Source organism: Nostoc sp. 'Peltigera membranacea cyanobiont' 210A, from assembly GCF_002246015.1.
GTDB lineage: Bacteria > Cyanobacteriota > Cyanobacteriia > Cyanobacteriales > Nostocaceae > Nostoc.
Window position 1 is genome coordinate 754,800 of the sequence record NZ_NOLJ01000001.1, and the last position, 24,301, is coordinate 779,100.

20 protein-coding genes are annotated in these 24,301 nt (G+C 43.2%); 9 read left to right on the forward strand and 11 right to left on the reverse strand.

Annotated elements, in window-relative coordinates; all coding sequences use genetic code 11:
• The first annotated feature begins 127 nt into the window (after positions 1–127).
• Together gatC and CDG76_RS03225 are read left to right on the forward strand one after the other, a co-directional pair.
• On the forward strand, positions 128–418 hold the full coding sequence (gene gatC, locus CDG76_RS03220) for an Asp-tRNA(Asn)/Glu-tRNA(Gln) amidotransferase subunit GatC (protein WP_094347614.1): 291 nt from the start codon (positions 128–130) through the stop codon (positions 416–418).
• Positions 419–770: 352 nt separating this feature from the next.
• The gene (locus CDG76_RS03225; protein WP_094347615.1) at positions 771–1,031 is read left to right on the forward strand and encodes a MoaD/ThiS family protein; all 261 of its coding nucleotides are present in this window, start codon (positions 771–773) and stop codon (positions 1,029–1,031) included.
• A gap of 68 nt (positions 1,032–1,099) precedes the next feature.
• On the opposite strand, the gene CDG76_RS03230 is transcribed toward CDG76_RS03225, so the two are convergent.
• The 4 genes from CDG76_RS03230 to CDG76_RS03245 all read right to left on the reverse strand — a co-directional run bounded on the left by CDG76_RS03230 (position 1,100) and on the right by CDG76_RS03245 (position 7,466).
• The gene (locus tag CDG76_RS03230) at positions 1,100–1,957 is read right to left on the reverse strand and encodes a lysophospholipid acyltransferase family protein (protein WP_094347616.1); all 858 of its coding nucleotides are present in this window, start codon (positions 1,955–1,957) and stop codon (positions 1,100–1,102) included.
• Positions 1,958–2,226: 269 nt separating this feature from the next.
• Entirely contained in the window at positions 2,227–2,709 is a 483-nt protein-coding gene (locus CDG76_RS03235; protein WP_190240739.1) for a hypothetical protein, read from the reverse strand.
• 235 nt (positions 2,710–2,944) lie between these two features.
• Complete coding sequence (locus CDG76_RS03240; protein ID WP_094347617.1) at positions 2,945–5,482, reverse strand: calcium-binding protein; 2,538 nt, start codon at positions 5,480–5,482, stop codon at positions 2,945–2,947.
• A 547-nt stretch (positions 5,483–6,029) separates the two neighbouring features.
• Positions 6,030–7,466, reverse strand: a complete 1,437-nt coding sequence (locus tag CDG76_RS03245; RefSeq protein WP_094347618.1) for a carotenoid oxygenase family protein — start codon at positions 7,464–7,466, stop codon at positions 6,030–6,032.
• A 256-nt stretch (positions 7,467–7,722) separates the two neighbouring features.
• On the opposite strand from CDG76_RS03245, the gene CDG76_RS03250 reads away from it, so the two are divergent.
• Complete coding sequence (locus CDG76_RS03250) at positions 7,723–9,276, forward strand: YcjF family protein (RefSeq protein ID WP_094347619.1); 1,554 nt, start codon at positions 7,723–7,725, stop codon at positions 9,274–9,276.
• A 113-nt stretch (positions 9,277–9,389) separates the two neighbouring features.
• Here the strand turns inward: CDG76_RS03250 and CDG76_RS03255 are convergent, their stop codons facing one another.
• Entirely contained in the window at positions 9,390–9,626 is a 237-nt protein-coding gene (locus tag CDG76_RS03255; protein ID WP_094347620.1) for a type II toxin-antitoxin system ParD family antitoxin, read from the reverse strand.
• Between the two features lie 312 nt (positions 9,627–9,938).
• Complete coding sequence (locus CDG76_RS03260; protein ID WP_094347621.1) at positions 9,939–10,937, reverse strand: DUF2806 domain-containing protein; 999 nt, start codon at positions 10,935–10,937, stop codon at positions 9,939–9,941.
• 277 nt (positions 10,938–11,214) lie between these two features.
• On the opposite strand from CDG76_RS03260, the gene CDG76_RS03265 reads away from it, so the two are divergent.
• Positions 11,215–12,966 (forward strand): serine/threonine-protein kinase, encoded by a 1,752-nt coding sequence (locus CDG76_RS03265; RefSeq protein ID WP_094347622.1) that lies wholly within the window; start codon positions 11,215–11,217, stop codon positions 12,964–12,966.
• A 93-nt stretch (positions 12,967–13,059) separates the two neighbouring features.
• Here CDG76_RS03265 and CDG76_RS03270 read toward each other — a convergent pair whose 3' ends face one another.
• Positions 13,060–13,800 carry an SDR family oxidoreductase gene (locus CDG76_RS03270; RefSeq protein ID WP_094347623.1) on the reverse strand — a complete coding sequence of 247 codons (741 nt, stop codon included), beginning with the start codon at positions 13,798–13,800 and terminating at the stop codon, positions 13,060–13,062.
• A 204-nt stretch (positions 13,801–14,004) separates the two neighbouring features.
• Between CDG76_RS03270 and CDG76_RS03275 the strand changes: the two genes are divergently transcribed.
• Positions 14,005–14,961, forward strand: coding sequence for an aldo/keto reductase (locus tag CDG76_RS03275; RefSeq protein WP_094347624.1), 957 nt, complete (start codon positions 14,005–14,007; stop codon positions 14,959–14,961).
• Positions 14,962–15,144: 183 nt separating this feature from the next.
• Here the strand turns inward: CDG76_RS03275 and CDG76_RS03280 are convergent, their stop codons facing one another.
• Positions 15,145–15,822, reverse strand: a complete 678-nt coding sequence (locus CDG76_RS03280) for a class I SAM-dependent methyltransferase (RefSeq protein ID WP_094347625.1) — start codon at positions 15,820–15,822, stop codon at positions 15,145–15,147.
• Positions 15,823–15,898: 76 nt separating this feature from the next.
• On the opposite strand from CDG76_RS03280, the gene CDG76_RS36985 reads away from it, so the two are divergent.
• From CDG76_RS36985 to ftsH4, 3 genes are all read left to right on the forward strand, one after another.
• The gene (locus CDG76_RS36985) at positions 15,899–16,288 is read left to right on the forward strand and encodes a hypothetical protein (RefSeq protein ID WP_223265112.1); all 390 of its coding nucleotides are present in this window, start codon (positions 15,899–15,901) and stop codon (positions 16,286–16,288) included.
• A gap of 349 nt (positions 16,289–16,637) precedes the next feature.
• Positions 16,638–17,720, forward strand: a complete 1,083-nt coding sequence (locus CDG76_RS03290; protein ID WP_094347627.1) for a peptidoglycan-binding domain-containing protein — start codon at positions 16,638–16,640, stop codon at positions 17,718–17,720.
• 563 nt (positions 17,721–18,283) lie between these two features.
• Positions 18,284–20,152, forward strand: coding sequence for an ATP-dependent zinc metalloprotease FtsH (gene ftsH4, locus CDG76_RS03295; protein ID WP_094347628.1), 1,869 nt, complete (start codon positions 18,284–18,286; stop codon positions 20,150–20,152).
• A 95-nt stretch (positions 20,153–20,247) separates the two neighbouring features.
• On the opposite strand, the gene CDG76_RS03300 is transcribed toward ftsH4, so the two are convergent.
• The 3 genes from CDG76_RS03300 to CDG76_RS03310 form a co-directional block, all read right to left on the reverse strand.
• On the reverse strand, positions 20,248–21,468 hold the full coding sequence (locus tag CDG76_RS03300; RefSeq protein WP_094347629.1) for an MFS transporter: 1,221 nt from the start codon (positions 21,466–21,468) through the stop codon (positions 20,248–20,250).
• Between the two features lie 349 nt (positions 21,469–21,817).
• A complete protein-coding gene (gene moeB, locus CDG76_RS03305) occupies positions 21,818–22,990 on the reverse strand; it encodes a molybdopterin-synthase adenylyltransferase MoeB (protein WP_094347630.1) in 1,173 nt (390 codons plus the stop codon).
• A gap of 143 nt (positions 22,991–23,133) precedes the next feature.
• Positions 23,134–23,592, reverse strand: a complete 459-nt coding sequence (locus CDG76_RS03310) for a Mov34/MPN/PAD-1 family protein (protein ID WP_094347631.1) — start codon at positions 23,590–23,592, stop codon at positions 23,134–23,136.
• Between CDG76_RS03310 and CDG76_RS03315 the strand changes: the two genes are divergently transcribed.
• Positions 23,591–23,803, forward strand: coding sequence for a hypothetical protein (locus tag CDG76_RS03315; RefSeq protein WP_094347632.1), 213 nt, complete (start codon positions 23,591–23,593; stop codon positions 23,801–23,803). The two genes, CDG76_RS03310 and CDG76_RS03315, sit on opposite strands and share 2 nt — an antisense overlap.
• The last annotated feature ends 498 nt before the right edge of the window (positions 23,804–24,301 follow it).

The window sequence follows — 24,301 nt, forward strand, 5'->3', positions numbered from 1 at the left end:
ATAAATGACCAATGACCAATGACCAATGACCAATACTTCTCTACGAGAGGCTGCGCCAACGACTACGCGGTAGTTGAGCGCAGTCGAAACTCAGGACAAGCTCAGTACAAGTGACAAATGACAATTTATGATTGACCAAGAACAAGTTCACAAAGTAGCCAATCTTGCTCGTTTAGAATTGACTCCAGAAGAAGAGAAACAATTCACTACCCAGTTGGGAAGTATTCTGGACTATATCGAACAATTGAATGAACTTGATGTCAGTGATGTGCTGCCAACAACACGTGCAATTGATGTCAGCAATATCACACGAGAGGATGAATTACAACCCTATCCTGACCGAGAAAGTATTCTCAACAGTGCGCCTGAACAGGAAGGCGAATTTTTCAAAGTACCAAAAATCCTCAATGCTGAATAGTCAAACAATTTGGGATTTTAGATTTGCAATTTTAGATTGACGATAGCGCAGCGTAAAGTCTTCTCTTCTCACAAAGGGAGACGCTATGCGTAACTTGCTTCCACAAAGTGGTACGAGAGGCTTGTCTGCGACACTTGCAGGAGTAAGCCAACGGCCTAGCAACTCTTAGAGATGCTACCGCGTAGCTTGTTTCTCCGTAGGAGTACGCTTAGAGCAAGTCCTAACAACGTATACTTAAATTTGTTTCCCGCACAAGGGGCGGGGAAGCAAAACATACATAAGTTATGTTGAACATTTGTTTACATTCTTGGCAACTATTAAAACACTTGTCCGTACTGCCAAAGTATGTTCTATGTCTAAATCTGTAATTACTGTTACTGTCAAATTGTTCGCTGCTTATCAAGAAGCCTTTAGGGTTTCGGAACTAGTGCTGGAATTTCCTAATAGTATCCCAGTCAAAGCAGTATGCGATCGCCTCATAGCTGAACACCCTGAACTCTCACAGTGGCGCGATATAACCCGTTTTGGGATTAATTTGATATTTGTCGAACCAGATACCCTACTACAAGATGGGGATGAGGTTGTGTTGATTCCACCAGTCAGTGGCGGCTAGGAAAAGAGTTAGGAGTTAGGAGTTAGGAGTGATAAATTAAAGATTCAAAACTTCTAACTCATAACTATTTAAAGAGAATTGGTCTGAGCAGTTAGCTTTATTAAGTTATCTAACTCTTGCTGCATCTGACTAACAACTAATTCATAACATTCATTGACATAGTAGCGATCGCTAGCGGCTTCACGGCCGTAGCGTTCAAATACAATTGGCGGACAAACCCGCGTGTAGATGGGCACTGGCAATGGAATATTGGGTAATGGGCCAATTGCTAATCCCCAAGGTAGTCCGAGATAGATTGGAAAAACTTCTGGATCGATACCTAATAGCCAAGGCATCCCCCATTCGTGGAGTTGCTGCACAACTTTGTAGCAGTCAGCGATAACAATGAGTGTATCGTGAGCGCCCCATGAAATCATAGGCACAATCGGCACATTTTCCCGTAACGCTAACTTGATAAATCCTTGTCGCCCCGCAAGGTAGATTTTGTTACGTAAATAATGCGGCCGGAAGACATCTTCGGCTCCACCGGGATAAACTAGCACACTCGCTCCAGAGCGCAAGGCAGTATAAGCCATTTTTGGATGGGCAATGATTGCTCCAGCCTTGGCGGCCATCTGGGCTAGTGGCGGGCTAACCTGCCAAGCCTTGGGATGCATCAAACCATAAATGGGTTTCTCTACACCAAATCTTTGGAACCAGTCGTACATCATCATTGACATATCTGGGGCTGCGAGTCCCCCATTGTGCGAACCAACTAATAAGACTTTTTGCTGGGGTGGAATATTATCCCAGCCACTAGTTTGAACTCGGAAATAGTAGTGATACAAAAACCCAAATAGGGGCATCAGAGATTCTATGAACTTTGGATCTCGCTCATCCAAAGACCAACCGAGTTTTTTGTTTAATAAATGTTGCTTTTTTAACATCAAGGCATTCTAACAGCATTGGCAAAGTTCAAACAATCCCTTGTTTAGATATAACTCAATACGGTTGGGTTAAAGCTAAAACTCTGTATTAAAGTCAATATAGACGCGTAGCAGTTGATTTTATTTAATTGCGATCGCTTAATCATTAGATATTTGGTGAAATTAAATATGCGTTATCCATAACCCTTGTAGAGACATAGCATTACTACGCCTCTAAATTACTTTCCACTCATATTTTTGCCACATCGCGGCGATTAATTTGGTGATGTCTATCGAGTAGTTGCTGGTTTTGAACGCTGCTGTTGGTAAAAACCCACAACTTTTTGAAGATATGTAGCAGTAAATCCGCTGTTGCAGCCTGTATAGCTGCCAGTCATCCACCAGCAACCGACGCCACGCACAGCAGCAATTTCATTATTATTGGTGGCGAGAAATTGCTTGTTAAACTCACGGCGCGTGATGCAAGAAACAACTTGACGTGCCTTCGCGGGGCTATTTTCAAACTGCGTTGGTGTTAGTTCTTGTTTAAGACAATATTTTGACCAGCCTTTTAAGGTTTCTGGTTTAACTTGCCATTCATTGTAAAGTCCATCATTTGCGGTGCCGGTCTGCGGTGCAGCTAGTCGCAACGCTTCTACCATTGCCGCGACTTGGGCATTAGAAACCTGTTGTTGTGCTTGAGCTAACAATGATGATAGTCCAAAGCTGACAATCACTCCGCTAAGTAGTAATGCTATCGGGTTTCTCCTCATGATTTTGGACTTATTTTTAGATACCAATATGTAGGATACTACGTTTTTACACTTAGCAATTATCAAAGATTAGAGTGAATTGGACATGGGAAAGAGGACTTGGGGACAAGGGCAAATGGCACTAAGAAAAGCTGTAAACTATGCTGTATAAGCATTACAAGTATCGATTCGTTAATAGCAGTGGACGCTTGGCTGCGTAGGCGACTGTTTCGGCTTTTCTTAGTACCATTTGTCTTTAGGCTACAGTGATTCCTAGCGTATAAGAACCAGGATCAAAAGAGCCAGAACTGAAAATTCCGCCATTTTGAGGGAAGTAATCATAATCACTTACTGAAATGGAGTAAGTACCTGCCCCTAGTGAAGCGGTGATTGATTGAGAAGTACTGGAACTCTGTAAGCTCCCGGCACTATTAAATAGGCCGAGAACTGGATAGATACCGCTATAATTCGGCGTGTTAATAGTCACAGTTCCTGGGTTAGCTAAAGAAAATGTGAAAAAGTCGAAATCAGGATTGTTCCCTGGAAGTCTTGCCAGTTGAGCAGAGGTATTAACTTCTGAACCTGATGTTAAAGTACCTAGCTTCTCAGCAGTGGCTAGTGTATTGTTTGTCCCTTGTGCAGCATTTTCTTTCTCGTAGAACAGGAAGTCGTCACTATCAAGCTTCAGAGGCGATGTTTGCACAACACCAATGAGTTCATCTAGCTCTCCTGAGTTGTCCAGGAATACCCTTGTATCGGCTCCCACAGTCTGCAAGCGATAGTCTGCCAGTGTTCCTTTGAGCTGGATTGTATCTTCGTTGGAGTTGAAGCCACTAATGGTAGCGTAGTCTGCCAAACCACTATTTCCACTGTTGTTATCGTCATAAAAGACATTAGTAGCATCTCCAAGTAAGAACTGATCTTCCCCAGGCCCTCCAGTTAGGGTATCAATCTCCCCTAATCCAGGAGAATCAGAACCGTTAGTATCAACGCCTATGAGGACATCATTTCCAGGCCCTCCAAGGAGAGTGTCATTACCGACCCCGCCACCGAGGGTGTCATCGCCTTCTCCTCCTTCGATTTGGTCATTGCCAGCCCCGCCAAACAGGCTATCATTCCCATCCTCGCCCAATACGAGGTCATTACCTTCCTGACCATCAAGAAAGTCATCACTATCCCCACCAAGCAAGGTGTCATTGCCGCCTCTGCCAAAGAGGGTATCACTGCTGCCTCCTCCAATCAGGGAGTCGTTAAAACTAGAACCAAAGACTTGCTCGATATTGAACAGGACATCATTCCCATCTCCCCCACTGGCAGTTCCAGTGCTAAGGTCAACGGTGACTCCGGCAGTGGCATTTAAATAATCAGCAGTATCAATGCCAGTCCCACCAAAGAGTTGGTCATCCCCGCCTCCACCTTGGAGTTGATCGTCGCCGTCCCCACCAAGCAGAATGTCATTGCCGCTGCCGCCTAGCAGGGTATCATTGCCTTCTCTACTAATGAGAGTGTCACTCCCGTCCTCACCAAAGAGTTGGTCATTGCCAGCCCCACCAAGCAGGATGTCAATGCCGCTACCGCCAAGCAGGGAGTCATTGCCGTACCCGCCATTGATAAAGTCGTCGTTAGCCCCGCCAAGGAGGGTGTCATTGCCGTTATCGCCAAAGAGGCGGTCATTACCAGCCTCACCATTAACAAAGTCATTCCCGTCCCCAGCACTGATGAAGAAGTCATTGCCAGCTCCGCCAAGGATGGTGTCATTGAACCTAGAACCAACGATTCTTTCAATCTCCAACAGGACATCATTCCTGCCCTGCCCTGTAGCGGTTCCAGTGGCAAGGTTAATCGTGACTCCGGCAGTGGCACTGAAATAATCAGCAGTATCAACACCAACTCCACCCAAGAGTTGGTTATTGCCAGTCCCACTACGCAAGGTGTCATCGCCAGCCCCACCACGGACAATATCGTTGCCATCCTCGCCATCCAGCAGGTCATTGCCAACTCCACCATCAAGCAGGTCATTGCCACCTCTACCAAAGAGGTTGTCATTACCGCGCCCGCCAGTTAGGGAATCGTTGAAACCAGAACCAAAGACTTGTTCGATATTAAACAGGACATCATTCCCTGCCCCACCACTGGCAGTTCCAGTCGCCAGGTTGACGGTGACACCGGCAGTGCTATTTGAATAGTCAGCAGTATCATTGCCAGTCCCACCAAAGATTTTGTCATCCCCGTCCCCTCCTTCTAGTCGGTCATGGCCAGCCCCGCCAAGGATGGTGTCATCGCCAGCCTGACCAGTCAAGTTGTCATTGCCATCCTCACCATCAATCTGGTCATCGCCAGCCCCGCCAAGGAGGGTGTCAAACCCTTCCCCGCCAAAGAGTTGGTCGTCATCGTCTTCTCCAGCGAGTCGGTCATTTCCGTCCCCGCCTTCGAGAAGGTCATTGCCAGATCCAGCAAGGAAAGCATCATTACCGAACCCACCAAGCAGGGTGTCGTCACCGCCTTTGCCAAGGAGTTGATCGTCCTCCTCCTCGCCATCGAGAAGGTCATTGCCAGATCCACCAAGGAGGACATCATCGCCGAACCCACCAAGTAGGGTGTTCTCGCCGTCCTCACCATTGAGAAGGTCATTGCCGTCCTCGCCATTAAGCGAGTCATTGCCAGCCCCACCCAAGAGGTCATCATTGCCGCCCCGACCAAAGAGGTTATCATCACCGCCCTGACCAAGGATAGCGTCATTCTCAAACGTGCCAATTAGAGTGTTATTCTGGTTGTCTCCAATAATGTCTGCCATATCAATCCCCTCGGTTATAAGTTTGATTCAGAGATATTCGCTGGCAAAGATGTCATCTATGAGTAGCCCTGCCAGCGGAGAGAAACCCTAGATAGGTAGTTCAAATGAAATGCAGCATTTACTTAGACTGGTTTCGTAACCGCTCAATAATTCGGGGTAAATCGCTCAGTGACAAGGCTCAAATGGCGTAAAATCTTTCTGAACTGGTAGGTTGCCCCAATTTATTGAGCGGATACTTTTCAAACATCCTCTTTTCAAAAACGCCTCCGAATTCATCGCACTTTGCTAAAAGTTATTGCTCACAAGGCTGTTCCCGACCGCCCAGGTCGAAGTCAACCACAAGTTCGTAAACGTCGCCTCAAAATTGTACCCCTTAATGACAAAACGCCGGCATGAATTACGTAAACAATTACAAACTGCTTAATTGATCAGCTTTTTCGCTTTTCTTAGTGCCATTCGGGACAAGGGCAAAGACTTGTTGCAAGTTCTTACCTCTTGTCACCTTGTCCCCTTGTCTCCCCTACTCCCCTGCTTCTTCCCCAAATTGTTAAGCTGGGTTCCAAGTGCCGTGGAAACTGTGGGGAATAACGCTAGGTAATCCTAGTTTGCAAACGGGTTCTGCATCCAGGCGATCGCTATCAAATACCCAAACTTCACTACTATGAGAATTACCATCGTATACAACAGTTAGCACCCAGGCTTGCTCAGGGTTTTGGGCATCTTGGGCGTGGATGGGTTCTGAAGGATAGCGGTTTTCTCCTAAGTCTGCTTCGGTGAGGGTTTCGGTTTTGTAGTCGAAGCGAGCGATCGCACCGAACCATTCTTTGTCTATATCCCCTCTTTGGGGCATTAATGATACATAAGTATAGCGCCAAGGTTGCCCAACTTGCGCTCGCTGCACTACGGGAAATTCACACTTGCGATTGACAACTTGCTGCATTGCTGACACTTTAGCAGTTTGAGGATTGAGGCGGACTTGCCACAATGTTCCTTGAGTTACTGTGTGCGTCTCACCACTTGCGAATTCTCTGAGATACTCATTAGTTTGGTGAAAATCTGCATATCGCACCATGTCCAACACCACGGAACCGTCTTCATCTTCATAGCCATTACCAAAATGCCAATTAAACCAGGCATCGGTTTCACCACGACTTACTAAGGATAAGTTTTCGCGATCGAAGATTAACACCTGGGTTCCTAATTGAGGTTCCCACAACAGAGATTCACTAAAGGTAGTCACACCAAGAATAACTGACAGCATTTTCATCCGCAGCGGTGGCATGAAAAACACCAGATACCTTTGAGTTAAAACAAAATCATGCATTATCGAGTAGCGATCTAACTTAAAAGCAGTTTTTTGGATAATTTTGCCAGTAGAATCGCTTTTGTAGAGATTCAGTTGTACAGAACTTCCGATACTGATTCCAAAGTTAAAAATCTCGCCTGTTTCTGAATCACGCTTGTAATGGGCAGAATAAGGTAATCCGTTATCCAAAGCACCTAAATCATCCAATCCCTTCGTTTCTAAAGTTTGCAAATCAAGGGCGTAGGGATTTGTTGCTTCCCATAGAGCCAATAATTTATCAGGTAGTGCCAACACTGAGGTATTCGCTGCATTCTTCATCTGTTGGCCCCAGCGCTTCCAGATGGGGCCTGGCGGATGCATCCCATAGACACCATAAAGAAACCTATCTGCTTGAGTTTCAGCTAGATATTCTGCTGTTTGCACATAGCGATAGACTCCGGTAGCTCCTGCATCTGTGAAATGAACGCCGAGAATTGCCCCGTCTCCATCAAACCAGTGTCCCACACGAGCGCCACCGCGTTCTAGCCGTGCGGGGCCATTGCGGTAAAGAGTGCCACGCAAGCCATCTGGAATTTTGCCAGAAATAATTGACAGTTGAGTAAGGGGAAATTCTTTTGCCGGTTCTGCGATCGCACCAGCCCAGGAATTATTTATTGACTTTTTAGTGATAGTCTGCATACTAAAAATTCTGGAAATATTGATAATGTAGACAATTGCATTTTTACATTGTTGCAATTTTTTAAAGATGCAAAAAATGGAGTAAGCGTTGTTGGTTTATCAAAAAAGCCTGTTTTCTCCTGCCCCTCTGCTCCCGTTTGACTACGCTCACGGCAAGCCTGCCCCCCGCCTCTTTCTTTCTACTCTGGTAAAAAATACCGAAACTATTAATATTAGAAGCATCTGCCTACTGAATACTCACTAAACTTTCCCAGCCATGCCTCTGTCACGCATAGTAACGCTGATTGTCGGTCTGATCGTCATTTTGGGGCTAGCCCTATGGCTAATTGATTCCCTGTCACGCCTCTATTGGCAATTATCCTATTCGCCGTTGCTAGGCAATTTACTGCTGTTGCTGCTGATTATCCTGATTGGAGCCTTGGTTGCAGCTTTTGTTTATTATGTATTGGTGATTAGATCCGGGGAAAAGCGATCGCGTCGCAATCCGAAGCGAGCGACTGCGGCACAAATTCCGGCTGCTAAATCTGATGCAGCTTCTACAACTCTCCAGGCTGTGCGGCAACAGGTAGCGCAAATTCAAGATGAAGTCACACGCCAAGCTTTATTAAGTCGCTCGCGAGAGATTGAAGCCAACCTCGCACGGGGTGAAATTCAAGTAGTGGTATTTGGTACGGGGAGCGCAGGCAAAACTTCTCTAGTTAATGCGATTATGGGACGCATGGTCGGTCAAGTAGATGCACCGATGGGTACAACTCAGGTTGGAGAAACCTATTGTCTGCGGTTGAAGGGATTAGAACGCAAGATTTTAATTACGGATACGCCGGGGATTTTAGAAGCAGGGGTGGCAGGAACGGAACGGGAACAGATGGCGCGAGAACTGGCGACAGAAGCAGATTTACTGTTGTTTGTGGTAGATAATGACTTACGACGCTCAGAATATGAGCCGTTGCGAGGGTTGGCAGAAATTGGGAAGCGATCGCTCCTAGTTCTCAACAAAACTGATTTATATACAGATGAAGATAAAGAATCCATCCTCGCGAGATTGCGCCAACGGGTACGGGGATTTATTGCTACTAATGACGTGGTAGCGATCGCTGCTAATCCGCAACCTGCACAACTAGAAACTGGCGAAACCTTCCAGCCGGAACCGGATATTGTCCCTTTGCTGCGGCGCACGGCTGCTGTTTTACGCGCCGAAGGTGAAGATTTGGTGGCGGATAATATTCTTTTGCAATCTCTGCGATTGGGAGACGAAGCGCGAAAACTCATCGATGGCCAGCGTCGCCGTCAAGCTGACAAAATAGTAGAACGGTTTCAATGGATTGGTGCTGGTGTGGTATCAGTTACGCCGATACCAGTTGTAGATTTATTGGCGACAGCCGCAGTCAACGCTCAAATGGTTGTGGAAATTGGTAGAGTGTATGGCTGTGAATTGAATATGGAACGAGGACGAGAATTAGCTCTTTCTTTAGCGAAAACCATCGCTAGTTTAGGCATTGTCAAAGGAGCAATTCAATTATTATCTACAGCGTTGCAACTTAATGTTGCCACCTTTATTATTGGTAGAGCAATTCAAGGCGTGACAGCAGCTTATTTAACGCGAATTGCTGGTAAAAGTTTTATTGAATATTTTCGCCATGACCAAGATTGGGGTGATGGGGGAATGACGGAAGTTGTACAGCGACAGTTTCAAATAAATCGCAGAGATGAATTTATTAAAGCTTTTATTCAGGAAGCGATCGCACGGGTAGTGAAGCCATTACAAGATAAATCTGAGGCGGTTGAGGAAGATACGGAAGCTAAGGGTTAGGAGATTCTGAGAAGAGGAGGGCAATATTTATTTTTGGTAAATTACAGTTGATTTGTAACCGTTCACAGGGTTAACGAGTGAATAAGGGTTACAGGCCAATGGCACTTGCGTAATTAATCCTCCAGTCGTGCCATCACCACTTCACCACCTACTACGTCTCCACGTTTGATAGAAGCCAGCCCATCCGCTAGTTTTTTCTTAGTTTCTTCTTCCCATTCCTGATAACCCTTTTCCCATTCTTCCAGCAGTTTCAATGCTTTCACAATGACATCTTCAGCATTTTCATATCTACCTGTAGCAATTCGGGTTTGTATAAATTGCTCGTATTCCGCTTGAAGTTGGATGTTCATAGTTTTTACCTCTAGTCAATTAAGAGCGTTACCTAGCCACATTTTCTGTAGCCTGTAAAACTCAGTTGCGGATTATTGTCCTAATCTAATTTTTAAACCATTGTTCACCTCTGGCCACTCAAAAGCGCAAACTAAGAAATTCTAGTAATTAATTTCTTACCAAGGATGGTTAAAGCCTCATATATCAAGGGTATTTAAGAGGTAGTACGGCATAGCTTTATTACCCGGTCGGGGCTGATTCCTTACTTTGATAGACAGCAATCTGCGCTACACCAAGATTGTTATACTGTGTGCATAATCGTTTTAATATAACTAAGCTGGTTCCTCAGTAACGATATATGTTTTGTCTCCTATCGATAGGTTTTCACCATCCTCTCTAATAAAAGGTGCCCAAGCAATTTTCATACCTTCTCGCTTAAATTTTTGAGCAACAAATTCTATATATTCCATATCAGGCTGAACTGATATAAGTTTCAATAGTTCTGTACCTGCTTTTGTTAACACTCCAACTTGATTTTCGATTTCAGGCGTATCTTTCTCTCTTTCAAAGAAGAGAATTAAAGAGGAGTAAAGTAAATTAGAGGTACTGCCGGAGGTCTTAGCTTCAAAGAAAAAACCTAGAGAATCACTATCATTTATAAGACCCGCGTCTTTTAGATCAAGAATTTCAGAAAAGCCAATAGTATTATCTTTCTTAAAAATATATTCTTTTGGGTCAAGGTAAAAAGCTATGTTCTTATTACTTAGAACATATTTCCCTAACTCAACAAAGTTTTCTGCTTCTTGTCGTGAAAGATTTTTCAATATCTCAAGAGTACGTAGCGAGAAAGAACCAGGTTTTGTAATCTCCCCAGCCAGGATTTTCCCCCACCAGTATTGGAGATCTTCTGTTGAAATTTTCTCTGCTATATCAAAGAAATGATTAATCCATTCTGGTTCTGGCTTCTGTTCTGGGATCTCACTTTTATTTGCTAGTTCCTCAGCAGCGTTTGCACATACGGATTCTATATTCTGTTGCTTTCGTAACTCCTGGTATTCACTACGGTTTGCCGCACGCTCAGGAAGTGAGAGGATCGGGCTAGGTGTCTCAGAAGATCCCATCATCTTAACTTTACCGTCTTCATAATCTGCACCACCAAGCAACTTACGGCTTTCAGCCATAGCTTCAGAAATAACTCGTATTTCGTAAGCTTTAGCCTCAGCATTTTTCTTGATAAGGTATGGGCGTGAAACTGCACCAAACCCTTCAGCCATTACTTCAATAAGTCTCTTCAGTGGTTCACTAATGCCAGCTAAATCTTTGATTTCCATTTACAGCTACGTATTTTTATTTGCTAAAAATCGGTGTTTACAATGGTATACATGTACTAAAAAGAATTTAACCGTAAAAACACGTAAAATTAATTTTTTTGTGCCGGACTTGGCCAAAATATTCTGTACTCCTATCAAGTATTTAAGTATTTTTACTTAAATAATTCCATTTTGGATTTTAGTAACAAAAGTTCAAGATATATATTTCTAAAGCATTCCGGAAATAGGAGGGAATGTCAGAAAAACTAGATAAAAGGACTTACTGAGTAACCAGGTCATGACCCACCACATAATCGGTAAATTACTACAAGGGCGTTACCAAGTTGTCCAAAGCCTCGGTGCAGGGGTGTTTGGACAAACATACATTGCTGTAGACGTAGATTATCCAGAGAATCCCAAATGCGTTATTAAGCAGATTAAAGTTAGCAGTTCCGAATCCGGCTACTTGGATATGTTGAGGTTACTGTTTCTGACTGAAACCCAAACCCTCAAGCTTCTAGGAAGCCATGACCAAATTCCTGAATTTATCGCCTGTTTTGAAGAAAATGAGCGATTTTATATAGTGCAAGAGTGTATTGAAGGACATGCGCTGACTGCGGAATTGCCCATCGATCAACATTTCGGGTGTCTGTGGAGTGAAAGCGAAGTTGTAGAATTTTTGATAGATGTCTTAAGTATTCTAGAATTTGTCCACTCTCAAGGCGTGATCCATTGCGATATCAAACCGGAAAACTTGATTAGACGTACTGTTGATAACAAGTTAGTTATGATTGACTTTGGCTCAATCCAGTCGATCGATTTTGGCATAGGTGCAGAATTGCCCATTTATAGAATTCCCGTCACTTCATTGGGATACATACCACCAGAACAATTTATTGGTCAAACACAGCCCAACAGTGATATTTATGCTTTGGGTATGATTGCTATCCAGGCTTTAACAGGGCTAGAACCACTACAATTAAAAACCGATCCTTCTACTAATGAAATTTTTTGGCGTTCTCAAACCACGCCAGTTAACGATTATCTAGCTGCTGTTCTCAGCCAAATGATCCGTTATAATCACCAAGACCGCTTTCAGTCTGCGGGTGAAGTACTGCGGGTACTCAAACAAATAATCTGGGAACCTCAGCCATCAGAAACATTAGAGGAAGATTCTCAATTTTCTCTAGAAGTAGCAAAAAATCCTGTGTCTGGAAAATCATCCCCATTATTAACGGGAATGAAAGTAGGATTGGCAGCTAATTCTTTATTGATGGGATTTGGTGTATATTCTTTAGTTAATACTGCACCTGCATACTCAGAAACAGATACATTATATAAAGCAACAAAAGAATATCAAGCAGGGGATTTAGAAGAAGCGATCGCACTTGCTAAATCAATTCCCTCCCACAGCAATGTTTATCCAGAAGCGCAAGCTACAATCGAAGAATGGCAAGAGCAATGGCAAGTAGCTGCACAGCAATACGAAATAGCACAACTAGCTTTTCAGGAGAGCAGATGGTCAGATGTCCTTCATGCTGCTGCGAAAGTTCCCAAGATTTTATATTGGCAATCTAAAACAGATAAAATAGTTCAGAAAGCATCTGTAAACATTGAAATACAGACGCAAGATTTATTAACAAAAGCTTACGAAAGAGCCGCTGAAAAAGATTTTTCTGCCGCCTTACAATATCTGCGTCAAATTCCTCAAGAAAGTCATGCAGGTGCTTTAGTTCAAGACAAGTTAGCTGAGTACAATCGAAAGCGGCAAATCAGAGCAGCCTACTTTTTACAGAAAGCTTATAAAAAAGCATCTATTGGTGATTTCGATCGTGCCGTCAAATTTCTTAGAAATATTCCCCAAGATACTTTAGTTTATGCTCAAGCTCAAGTCAAATTGAATGAGTATACTCAAAAACAACGGGTGCTAGCTGATAATCAAAAGATAGCTTCTGCAAAAAGAACAAATTTATTCGCCCCGAAAAACTCAGTTACTAAGGTTGAATATCTTCAAGGAGTAAATTACCTGCAAGAAGTTAATATTCGGTAAATTTAGTAATTCGTGATGACGCTCTCTAGGAGATGCGGCACGTAGCTTGCAATGGGACAAGGGAAATAATCCGTGCCCAATGCCTTCTACTTTTTACCAAGGAACCACACCATTTTCATCAAAAAATCCTCCGCTAGAACCATCATTAGGTAGAGTAGCGAGTCTCACTGCTGCGATCGCACCCTGCTCAACAGTGCGATACCCTTGGTATTGATTAATGTCAGTTGCTGTAAAACCAGGATCGGCAGCATTGATTTTAATTGGGGTATCTTTAAGTTCGGCAGCCAATAAAACTGTGATTGCATTCACTGCTGTCTTTGATGAGTTATAAGCAAGAAGCTTAAAATCAGCGAATTCATAATTTGGATCGGAGTTCTGAGTCAGAGAACCTAAACCACTTGATAAATTGACTATTCGCCCTGCTTTTGATTTCTTTAGAAGTGGCAACAACGCTTTTGTAACTGCAAACACTCCAAATACATTCGTTTCATAAGTATGTCGTAGTGTTTCAATATCAACTTGACTAGGTGGAAGGCTATCGCTATCACTTATTATTCCAGCATTGTTCACAAGAATATCAAGTTTTCCGAATTCGCTCTCGATTTGTTTAGCCGCAAAGTCGATTGTTTTTTGGTCGCTCACATCAAGTTGAATTGTTCGGGCATCGATCTCGCTGAAACGAAGTTTATTCGCCGCTTCTTCACCACGTCCTATATCTCTTGAACCAACAAAAACAGTAGCACCTCTAGAACCTAATTGGCGGGCAATTTCATACCCAATACCTTTGTTTGCGCCTGTGATCAGCGCAACTTTGCCTTTTAAATCTTCTGACATATTGCTTCTCTATTTTGAGCGACACTGACAAATGTTACTATGTTTGAGCAAGTTTAGTATATAAGTAGTGTGTATCAATACAACATTTAAGAGTGGTTGGCTGTCGTGTTTGCACCAGTAGTAATTCACACCTCAGATAGCTGTTGAGAGAATTTTTGCAGCGTAAAGTAACAATTGACTCAAAAATTATTGAAGAAGGTAGATATGCAAACCAAACAGCTTGGCAATTCGGAGCTTAACATTACCCCAATCGGCTTTGGTGCTTGGGCGATTGGTGGAGGTGGATGGGCTTTTGGTTGGGGAGAGCAAGATGATCAAGAATCGATCGCAGCGATCAATCGCGCTCTTGATCTCGGCGTTAATTGGATTGACACCGCAGCTATTTATGGTCTAGGGCATTCTGAAGAGGTTGTTGCTAAAGCGCTCAAAGGTCGATCTAGTCGCCCCTACATTTTTACGAAATGCTCAATGATCTGGGATGAAAAGGGCGAAATTGGTCGCAGTCTGAAAGCGGATTCTGTGCGGCGGGAGGTTGAAGCCAGTCTGCGCCGACTAGACGTTGAAACCATCGACCTCTACCAAATCCACTGGCCTAACCCTGACTCAGATATCGAAGAAGGCTGGACAACTTTGGCCAAGCTCAAGGATGAGGGTAAGGTTCGCTATATTGGAGTTTCCAATTTCAATGTCGAACAGTTGAAACGTATCCAAGAGATTGCACCAGTTACGTCATTGCAACCGCCTTATTCACTGGTGAAGCGTGATGTCGAAAAGGAAATTCTGCCTTTTGCTTTGGAAAATAATATAGGTGTGATTGTATATTCACCGATGCAATCTGGCTTGCTCACAGGGGCGATTACACCTGAGCGGGTTGCTAATTTCCCAGATGATGATTGGCGCAAAAACAGTAGTGAATTTCAGGAGCCACGTCTATCTCGTAACCTGAAGCTAGTTGAGGTGTTGCAACACATTGGTCAACAACACGCTCGCTCACCAGGTGAAGTTGCGATCGCTTGGACTTTAAATAATCCGGCGGTGACTGCGGCGATCGTTGGCGGACGCAATTCTAAGCAGGTGGAAGGAATCATTGGTGCTGGAGATTTTCGCCTCAATCAGCAAGAACTAAATGATATTGATACTTTCCTGCGCGAGAATCCATAAAATCTCTGGTGGAAAACCTCATAAACTGGATTTCTCACAAGTGAGAAATCCAAGGGGTGTGGGAGGTGTGGGAGGATGGGGAAGAAGTCTTACCCCCCACACTCCCCACACTCCTCTGCCTACACTATGTGTGAGAAATCCGGGATAAACCCCCGACTAAAGCCGTGGGGTTTATTCATACTTTTATTTTGTCGCTACGCCGATAATATGAGGACTAACAATTGGTAATTGTGCATCAAATCGCTCATAATGGATGCTACTAAAACCAGCATTTCCTAATGCTATCCAAGTTTCTCTATCTGGATGACAACCATCACCTATCACTTTCCAAATTGGACTAACTGTGTTTTGTATTTGTCGCAATAAACTTCCTTGAGGTGCGGCAACATGTTCAATAAATAAGAAGCGTCCGCCTGGTTTAAGTACTCTTAAAATTGCCTGTAATGTATAATCTATGTTCGGCACAGAGCATAAAACTAATGTACTAACAACAGTATCGATGCTGTTATCTTCGGCATCTAACCATTCAGCATTACCAATGCGGAGGTCGATATTTAAACCCAGTTTTTCTGCTTGTTTTTGAAGAGAGGAATGCGTCTGTGAATTTGGCTCGATTCCTATCCAATGTACATCTTTAGGATAGTAGGGTAAGTTAGCGCCTGCTCTGGGGCCAATTTCTAACACTTTACCTTGGAGATTAGCAAAAAGAGAACGTTTGCGTAGGCGTAGCCCGTCGTAGACATTGCTGACAATTTTATCATATTTACTACTACTTGAAGTCATCAGCCATGCAAAAAAATGTTTACCAAGGTTTGCAAAAATATTATTTTTTGAATCTCCAATAATTTGGTTTACAGTCATTATCTACTTCCTAATTTTTGAGCCGAGAAATTGGGGTGCTAAATAACCATTTGATAGCCTCAAGGTACAATATTTCGTGTTTGTTGTACCTCACCCATTAGACTCACCTGATAGGATGAATTTAATTAACGTATTACTCATAGCGACTGACCGTAAGATATCACAGAAAGACCAAAACGGTAGATGCGCTACATATAGGGTGATGAGCGATGCCTACGGCGGGCTTTGCCTACGCTATGGTTATACAATTTTGGGTAATTATAGCCAGAGATTTTTGAATAGCCGCTTTGGTTTCATTACCTACCGCAAAGTATCCTCATCCCAAATCAGAAGTGGCGGATCTTTGACAACAGTATGGGCGATGCCTGCGGTTCTTGCTAGCCTACGCAATTTGCTGTGGCTGACTTCCAGAAAGTTTCTGACCACATTTGCCAACAAGTTAAAGAGATATAGCAATCCTATTTGAGTTGTGAAAAATATAGATTACAAAACGAACCGCCTTCTCTGCGAGACACTGCGTGAACGCGCAGCGTCTCGTAAGAGTTGGACGCAAAGGGAAGAAAGAAGAAAGAGAGATATAATTTTCACGAATGATTTAGGACTGCTATAGCTACTTTCTATTTTAAGTATTCGTGAGAAAAGTTAATATAACTGCGGATGTTATAATCCAAAGTGGTTGCAAAACAGCCTTTATTGAACTCCAATCGCTCTAATGAAGTACGAGATACCAAATTGGCAGCGGTAGTAACTTAAATTATACGACGAATAGTGACATAAAAATTAACTGAACACAATTGTTTCATTCAATAAAAACTATGAGCTTTAAACTTCAAGCTTTGCAACTTCCGACTCTCCAGAAAAAATCTGAAGGGCTAATTGTAACTGCTTGGCAGAAATTTCTTTTAGATTACGACTTCCCTATTGCTGCCGTTGATGGGGATTTTGGGAATATTACAACTCAAGCAACTCGTGATTATCAGACTAGTAATGCTTTAACAGTAACGGGAATTGTCGATACTGCTACTTATAAAAAAGCGCTAGAGCAAGGTTTTGCAATTTATTTCGCTATCTATACCAATGCTGGGGAAAAATTATTAACCTATCTCAACTTTGGAGAGAATGAGATCAAAGATTTACAAAAAAGTTTAACAGCGATCGGTCGTTTGAATCCACCGTTAGTAGCTGATGGGGACTTTGGTTCTAACAGTACAAAAGGACTAGCCGAAACTTATAAAATCAGAGACATCAATTTTCGAGCCGAATTAGCTCAACAGCTTTCTAATACAACAAAAACCAAGCTTGGCATTGATTTAGAGTTGGCTTTAGACAACATAACTGAATACGCCAAAAAATTAAGACAACGACTGAGTGGAAAAGCCTGGGTTAATGTTTTCCCCGACAGCGACTTAATTGATGATTTAGCTTCTCCCTTCCGTCAAAAAGTACAAGCTTTTGAGCAAGCTTTAAAAAATGCCGGAGCTAATATTAGTATATCTTCAGTATTCCGCCCTTCAGAACGAGCTTATTTAATGCACTATGCTTTCCGTATTAGTAATAATGAAATTGCTGCCAAAGATGTTCCACCTATGCCTAATGTAGATATTAATTGGCTACATTACACCAATGCTGGTTCTGTCCAAGCTGCTAAAGAAATGGTGTCTGCTTATAATATTGCTTTTCGACCTGTTCTTACCTCTCGTCATACCCAAAGATTAGCAATTGATTGGGAAATTACTTGGTTAGGAACCTTAAATATCAAAAACGCTAACGGAACGACAGTTAGTATTAATCAGCCACGAACGAGTTATGAAAATTCTACTTTATGGCAGGTTGGACGTTCTTACGGTGTGATTAAATTATCTAGCGATCGCCCCCACTGGTCAAATGATGGACATTAATGGCTAGGAGGAACCGCATATATGGAGAACGCAGTTCCAAAGTTCAAAGTGAAATTATTGAAGAATTCAGGAGTGGAGCGAGGAAAGCTCCGCCAAGGCTCCAAAATAACTCTTCGTGGGGGATTTCTATTTGCGTCTCCCAATCTCTGCATATTCTTTTAGTACGGTAAACCGTATTTGCTCGTTAGTTCACAAAGATTAATTAAATTGTTAAGTTTAGTTACATAAATAAGTAAAAAAAAGCTGCAAACATTGCTAAATGGGAGAAATTATGAGAAACGGTAGTATACTTGAAGATCGAGACAAGCTGAACAACTTTGCCTTACCGTTAGCGAGTCTTCTCCCAAAGAGAGATGGCTAATGAGCATCATGAGCCTTACAGCCCGTCGTAGACATTGCTCAGATGCGAATATACCAGCATTTTTGACTAGTCTTTAATCAAGTTTCTCAAAGCGTTAAGGGAAATAAGGGACAGGGGAAGCAGGGGAAAAGCAATGCCCCATGCCCGTACCCTATGCCCAATTTTCAAGTTAGTTTTCATTATTTAAGGATTGGTAAAATCTATGGGAATTAAAGAACAGCCTAAGTTACCTCAGTTTCGGATCGTTGCTAATATATTACTGGCAGTATCAGGGCTATTCCTGCTCTTAAATTTATTTTTGCCTGGTTTATTTGCTTCTGGCCCTACTGGTGTTCCTTATAGCCTATTTATCCATCAAGTACAGGAAGGGGAAGTCAGCCGTGTTTCTGTTGGTCAAAACCAGATTATTTACCAATTAAAAGCAGAAAATGCCGAGCCGGCTCAAGTGTTTGCAACGACACCAATCTTTGATTTAGAGTTACCCAAACTTCTAGAAGAAAAGGGAGTTGAGTTTGCTGCTACACCGCCACCCAAAAATACTTGGTTTACAACCCTCTTGAGTTGGGTGATTCCACCACTGATTTTTATTGGTATTTGGCAGTTCTTTATTGCTCGTGGTGGTGGTGGCGGTGGCCCGCAAGGTGCGCTTTCCATTGGTAAGAGCAAAGCTAAGGTTTACGTTGAAGGCGAATCTGCTAAAATCACTTTTGCAGATGTGGCTGGGGTAGAAGAAGCAAAAACTGAGTTAGTGGAAATTGTCGATTTCCTCAAGACTCCGGCACGGTTTACGCAAATTGGCGCTAGGATTCCCAAAGGTGTGCTGTTAGTTGGCCCTCCAGGTACTGGTAAGACACTTTTAGCGAAAGCCGTAGCAGGAGAAGCAGGAGTTCCATTTTTCAGCATCTCTGGTTCTGAGTTTGTCGAATTGTTTGTCGGTGTGGGTTCTTCCAGAGTTCGGGATTTGTTTGAACAGGCCAAAAAACAAGCTCCTTGTATTATATTCATTGATGAATTGGATGCGATCGGTAAGTCTCGTAGTAGTAACGGCTTCTACGGTGGTAACGATGAGCGAGAACAAACCCTCAATCAATTACTAACTGAGATGGATGGGTTTGCGGCTGGGGATGCAACGGTAATTGTGCTAGCTGCTACTAACCGCCCCGAAGTACTAGACCCTGCATTGCTGCGTCCAGGACGCTTTGACCGCCAAGTGTTGGTAGACCGTCCCGATTTATCTGATCGTGAAGCAATTCTCAAGATTCACGCTCAAAAGGTAAAATTAGGAGATGATGTAAATTTAAAAGCGATCGCTACTCGTACCCCCGGTTTTGCTGGCGCAGATTTGGCAAATTTGGTGAACGAAGCCGCATTATTGGCTGCGCGCAATCTGCGTGAAAAGGTTGCTCAAGAAGACTTTGCCGAAGCCATTGAGCGTGTAGTCGCCGGTTTAGAGAAGAAGAGTCGCGTGATGAACGAGACTGAGAAAAAGATTGTTGCATACCATGAAGTTGGTCACGCAATGGTCGGGGCGCTCACAACAGGAAACGGTCGTGTAGAAAAGATTTCGATTATTCCTCGTGGGATGGCAGCTTTGGGCTACACTCTGCAATTACCAACTGAAGACCGCTTTTTGATGAATGAAACAGAACTGCGGGGTCAAATTGCAACTCTGTTAGGTGGACGTTCCGCCGAAGAAGTTGTGTTTAACAGTATTACCACAGGTGCTTCCAACGATTTGCAACGAGCAACTGACTTGGCAGAACGGATGGTAACAGCTTATGGTATGAGTAAAGTTTTAGGGCCATTAGCTTATCAACAAGGACAACAAGCAGCATTCCTGGGTAATGGTGGGGCTAATCCTCGACGGGCGGTAAGTGAAGACACATCCAAAGCCATTGATAGCGAAGTCAAGGAAATCGTGGAAACAGCCCACGAACAAGCCCTAGAGATTCTCAGACAGAATCGAGACTTGCTAGAAGCGATAGCGACTCAACTCTTAGAAACAGAGGTCATTGAAGGCGAAAAACTGCACGATTTGTTGAGTCAAGTTAAACCCGTAGCTAATTCGTAATTCGTAATGACGCTCCTGCGTCGCTAACGCTGCGCTAACGTAATTCGTAATTCGTACATAGAGGGACGCAGAAGATAACTTTCCGTCCCTCTGCGTTAAACCTCTGCGTTCCTCTGCGTTTCAGAAATGCCACTCACCGCAATGCAAACACCAGCTAGGAAAAATGCCAATCCACCCCCAATAGCACCAACAAAAGGTGTTATCTGTTGCGGCTGGGGAAATATAACGCCAAACAAACTCATCGCTAAAGCAAACCCACCAAAATACATCCCAATTCCTAATCCCGCCCACCGCTGGGGTACTAGTCCCAAAGCAAAAGGAATTGCCCCGTTGACAATTAAACTAAAGCTCGCAACGATTACCACAATTATCGGAATTTGTGCGCCCAGAGATATCATTATCAATAACGAGGGAATGATTGCACAGATCCCACAAAGCATTGCTTGACTATTACCAATTTTAACGGCGAAGATTCCTGCTGGTATGCTGGCAATTGCGATCGCTATTCCAATCCACACCAGTTGCATATCAATATTATCAGTATTCAGTTGGGTCTTGAGTACTTTACCCAAGACATCCATGAGAAAACGGATACCCCACGCTACACCAAAACCAGTTACTAAAATCAAACCCAATTTCTCTAAGGGCAACTTTACTGTTTCTGCTTGGTGTCTATCCACTGGTACTTCTGGGGGATTGACTAAGCGAAACACGGCTGCCGCCCCCAGCATCACAAAAGAACCAATTGCAAAGGTATAAACTGGGCCTAAACTCAGAATAAACTTGTAGCTTATTGGTTTAAAAGCTCCAATCACACCGCCTGTTAAAGTGACAAAACTTGCTGTTAAAGGTAACTGGGCTGGTTTTGAATACATCCCCAATAGGCACATAACTGGAGAGCGAAATATTGTCATTGCCAATGCCCAAGCTACCAATACTATAGGTAAGAGCGATGCCTGCGGCGGGCTATGCCTACGCATCACGGTAGTAGGCGGGATCAAACTTACAACGCATGGTATCGCAATGAACAAAGCCGATGCGAGAATCATACCTACTGAGATGAAGGGAAACCGACTTCCTACCCAGCGCCTAGCTTGGTCTGAAAGTCCGCCCATCAATGGTTCCAGCACCGCACCCAAAGTATTTTCAACTAACACCAAGCCAACTGCCAGTGAAGCAGGAAAACCAAACTGAGTCAAAAGTTGCGGTAAATAGATATTATAAATTAACCATGAGAGGGTAATTGCTCCCTGCACAGCTGCCAACACCCAAACTTGCACCCATAAAATATTCAGATGAGATTTCGAGGTAGTCAAGTCGCTTCTCTACGAGACGCTACGCGAACGCTCCAATTAAAAATTAAAAATTATTAATTAAAAATTTCAAGACGCTCTCTACGAGACGCTGCGCCTAGCTTGCTTCTTTGCAGGAGTACGTGGCCTCGCTAACACTACGCTATCTATCATTGTTAGCTATGTACCAAAATTAATTAATTAAAAATAGAATAATTTTTAATTTTTAACTTTTAACTTTTAATTCCAAAAAGGTCATCAGGAGATGGGAAGTGGGGATTTAAACTGCAAACTTGCTCTGCTGAAGGCAGAAAACAGAGGCTAGTATTCCTCCTGCCTCCTGCCTCCTGCCTTCTGCCTCCTGCCTCTCTTGTTAATACTCTGGAACTGAAGGATCGATTTCTCGACTCCAAGCGGTAATTCCGCCTTTAACATTCGTCCCCACAATTCCGGCTTCCTTGAGAATAGCTAGGGCTTTTGCCGATCGCCCGCCCATCTTACAATGAGCAATTAAGCGGTGGCCGTTCAATATTTCCTTCACCTTAGCAACGCCATTCCCATTTTCAATGTCTGGTAAGGGCACCAACACTGAACCCGGAATCTTGGCAATGTCGTACTCATGGGGGTTGCGGACATCCAGCAGTACAAAATCCTTTGCACCGCTATCCAACAACTCTTTCAAATCCTTGACGGTCATTTCTAGACTTTCCAACTGCTGTTTTGCCTCCTCTGCCTTAGCTTGTGGAATCCCGCAGAATTCTTCGTAATCTATCAGCTTTTCAATCACTGGGCGAATCGGGTTCGGACGCAGTTTCAATTCCCGAAATTTCATATCCAAGGCGTTGTATAGCAGCAATCGCCCGCTGAGAGTGTTGCCTTGTCCCAGAATGATTTTAACAGTTTCGGTTGCTTGGATTAAACCAATAATTCCTGGCAAAATTCCCAATACGCCACCTTCTGCACAAGAAGGAACCATCCCTGGTGGTGGTGGTTCTGGAAAAAGGTCACGATAATTCGGGCCACCTTCGTAATTAAATACACTAGCTTGCCCTTCAAAGCGTAAAATTGAACCGTAGACGTTAGGCTTATTCAGCAATACGCAGGCGTCGTTAACTAGATATCTGGTGGGGAAGTTATCAGTACCATCCACTACGATATCGTAAGGTTGAATCAGCTCCAGGGCGTTTTCGGAAGTTAGACGAGTTTCGTATAAATCAACCTGACAATAGGGGTTAATCTCGTGAATGCGGTTTTTTGCCGATTCAATCTTGGGTTTACCCACCCAGGATGTCCCGTGAATTACTTGGCGTTGCAGATTAGAAGTATCGACAACATCAAAATCGACAATCCCGATGCGTCCAACACCCGCCGCCGCCAAATATAAAAGTAGTGGTGAACCGAGTCCACCTGTACCGATACACATTACACTAGCGGCTTTCAGGCGCTTCTGTCCTTCTAGACCTACTTCCGGTAAAATCAGGTGTCGGGAGTAGCGTTCGTAATCGTCTTTGGTCAACTGGATTTCGTCCAGATTGGGATTGAGCATAGCAGTTATGATGTGGGAAAGCGGAATATTAATCCTATCGAAAAACTGGATCTTCTTATATATAGATAGGAGTGGGAAAGACGAATTTTCATCTGTGATAGCGGCGAAAACCGCGATGAGTGACTATCTTTAAACTAAGTCAGTTATTTTATATTTTCAATTTCCTCTGCTTGAAACTGATGAGTATCATCAAGGCTCCAACTTTTGAGTTCTCCAGCTTTGCCGTTTTGGACGGAAACTATTATATACGAGTATCCCTGCCAAGCGTATAGGCGATCGCATTCTGAGGGTATAGCAGGATGATCTGGGTGGGAGTGAAAAATGCCGATAATGTTGAGTGATCTGTTGCGGGCTTCCCTTTGTGTTTTTAGCATAACTTCGGGTGCGATCGTATATTGCCGTCTTTTACTTTCTGTTGTGCGTCCTCCTGGAAACTCAGCAGCCGCTTCTGTATTCCAAGCATTTTCTGTTGGCATGACTTCTACCACAGTTTTGCCCTCATTAGCCAGATAGCCCATAATTATACCACAGCACTCATCTGGATAGGTGCTTTCGGCATGGGTGCGGATGGTTTGCAAGTGTTCTTGGCTAAGTTCAATCATGTCTGCGTTTGTAATTTTAGCAACTTCTAACGATTCTTGCTTAATGCGGCGTATGCTAGCAAAAACCGTAGGCGTTAGCGTACCACTCTGTGGAAGCAAGCTACGCGTAGCGTCTATCTACGACACGCTGCGCGAACGCAGAGAAGGTATCGCAGCACAAAAAAGAAAATATATGTATTTTGTATCACTCATCAAAAGTTTTACCTACTGAGTTATGCCTTAGAGATTAGAAGAATATGAAGAATATACAAAGCTCAGTACTTGTGTATACATTTTTCAGCCAGTAATGTGAAGAGTATGCAAAGATGAGTATTTAAGTATAGACATCTAAGTATGATATTGACTATGTAGTTATTTTGAGGCTCTTGAAATATTCTCTATTTTCAAGTTAGACACCCACGGATAACAGCCCACAAGGAGGGCATGAAAATCTTTTTCCCGATTAAGAGTCAACTGTTTATTATTTTCTCTTCTAGAAGGACTTAGGCACTAGCAAAAAAACAAAAAGGATGAATTTTATTGAAGCTGAACTTTTCGATACTTAGAAGAGTGATTTTTACTCAAAAAGAATGATACAAAAAGCCTGAAATCACCAGTTATCGAAAATTCCCACGCTAATTAATTTGTACAGTTGCTTAAGACTTAGATAGTTTGAGACTCTTAAAAAAGTATACGTAAAAACCTTGGAATCAGGTGAATATTCGAGAAA

Coding starts and splice junctions, on each gene's coding strand:
- gatC (WP_094347614.1), top strand. CDS start 128: ATGATTGACCAAGAACAAGTTCACAAAGTAGCCAATCTTGCTCGTTTA.
- CDG76_RS03225 (WP_094347615.1), top strand. CDS start 771: ATGTCTAAATCTGTAATTACTGTTACTGTCAAATTGTTCGCTGCTTAT.
- CDG76_RS03230 (WP_094347616.1), bottom strand. CDS start 1,957: ATGTTAAAAAAGCAACATTTATTAAACAAAAAACTCGGTTGGTCTTTG.
- CDG76_RS03235 (WP_190240739.1), bottom strand. CDS start 2,709: ATGAGGAGAAACCCGATAGCATTACTACTTAGCGGAGTGATTGTCAGC.
- CDG76_RS03240 (WP_094347617.1), bottom strand. CDS start 5,482: ATGGCAGACATTATTGGAGACAACCAGAATAACACTCTAATTGGCACG.
- CDG76_RS03245 (WP_094347618.1), bottom strand. CDS start 7,466: ATGCAGACTATCACTAAAAAGTCAATAAATAATTCCTGGGCTGGTGCG.
- CDG76_RS03250 (WP_094347619.1), top strand. CDS start 7,723: ATGCCTCTGTCACGCATAGTAACGCTGATTGTCGGTCTGATCGTCATT.
- CDG76_RS03255 (WP_094347620.1), bottom strand. CDS start 9,626: ATGAACATCCAACTTCAAGCGGAATACGAGCAATTTATACAAACCCGA.
- CDG76_RS03260 (WP_094347621.1), bottom strand. CDS start 10,937: ATGGAAATCAAAGATTTAGCTGGCATTAGTGAACCACTGAAGAGACTT.
- CDG76_RS03265 (WP_094347622.1), top strand. CDS start 11,215: ATGACCCACCACATAATCGGTAAATTACTACAAGGGCGTTACCAAGTT.
- CDG76_RS03270 (WP_094347623.1), bottom strand. CDS start 13,800: ATGTCAGAAGATTTAAAAGGCAAAGTTGCGCTGATCACAGGCGCAAAC.
- CDG76_RS03275 (WP_094347624.1), top strand. CDS start 14,005: ATGCAAACCAAACAGCTTGGCAATTCGGAGCTTAACATTACCCCAATC.
- CDG76_RS03280 (WP_094347625.1), bottom strand. CDS start 15,822: ATGACTGTAAACCAAATTATTGGAGATTCAAAAAATAATATTTTTGCA.
- CDG76_RS03290 (WP_094347627.1), top strand. CDS start 16,638: ATGAGCTTTAAACTTCAAGCTTTGCAACTTCCGACTCTCCAGAAAAAA.
- ftsH4 (WP_094347628.1), top strand. CDS start 18,284: ATGGGAATTAAAGAACAGCCTAAGTTACCTCAGTTTCGGATCGTTGCT.
- moeB (WP_094347630.1), bottom strand. CDS start 22,990: ATGCTCAATCCCAATCTGGACGAAATCCAGTTGACCAAAGACGATTAC.
- CDG76_RS03315 (WP_094347632.1), top strand. CDS start 23,591: ATGTCTGCGTTTGTAATTTTAGCAACTTCTAACGATTCTTGCTTAATG.
- CDG76_RS03310 (WP_094347631.1), bottom strand. CDS start 23,592: ATGATTGAACTTAGCCAAGAACACTTGCAAACCATCCGCACCCATGCC.